This window comes from Erwinia sp. CGal63 (assembly GCF_037026505.1).
GTDB lineage: Bacteria > Pseudomonadota > Gammaproteobacteria > Enterobacterales > Enterobacteriaceae > Erwinia.
Map to the genome: position 1 here is coordinate 1 of NZ_JAKUMN010000017.1, position 521 is coordinate 521.

A 521-nucleotide genomic window follows, 5' to 3' on the forward strand; every position below is an offset into this window, starting at 1 on the left:
GGGCGTTAAGTTGCAGGGTATAGACCCGAAACCCGGTGATCTAGCCATGGGCAGGTTGAAGGTTGGGTAACACTAACTGGAGGACCGAACCGACTAATGTTGAAAAATTAGCGGATGACCTGTGGCTGGGGGTGAAAGGCCAATCAAACCGGGAGATAGCTGGTTCTCCCCGAAAGCTATTTAGGTAGCGCCTCGTGAACTCATCTCCGGGGGTAGAGCACTGTTTCGGCTAGGGGGCCATCCCGGCTTACCAACCCGATGCAAACTGCGAATACCGGAGAATGTTATCACGGGAGACACACGGCGGGTGCTAACGTCCGTCGTGAAGAGGGAAACAACCCAGACCGCCAGCTAAGGTCCCAAAGTCATGGTTAAGTGGGAAACGATGTGGGAAGGCACAGACAGCCAGGATGTTGGCTTAGAAGCAGCCATCATTTAAAGAAAGCGTAATAGCTCACTGGTCGAGTCGGCCTGCGCGGAAGATGTAACGGGGCTAAACCATGCACCGAAGCTGCGGCAGC

General features: G+C 54.5%; 1 rRNA gene. It reads left to right on the forward strand.

Going from position 1 to position 521, the window contains the following annotated elements:
* Positions 1-521 (forward strand): 23S ribosomal RNA (locus tag MKZ79_RS21160); the annotation flags it as partial.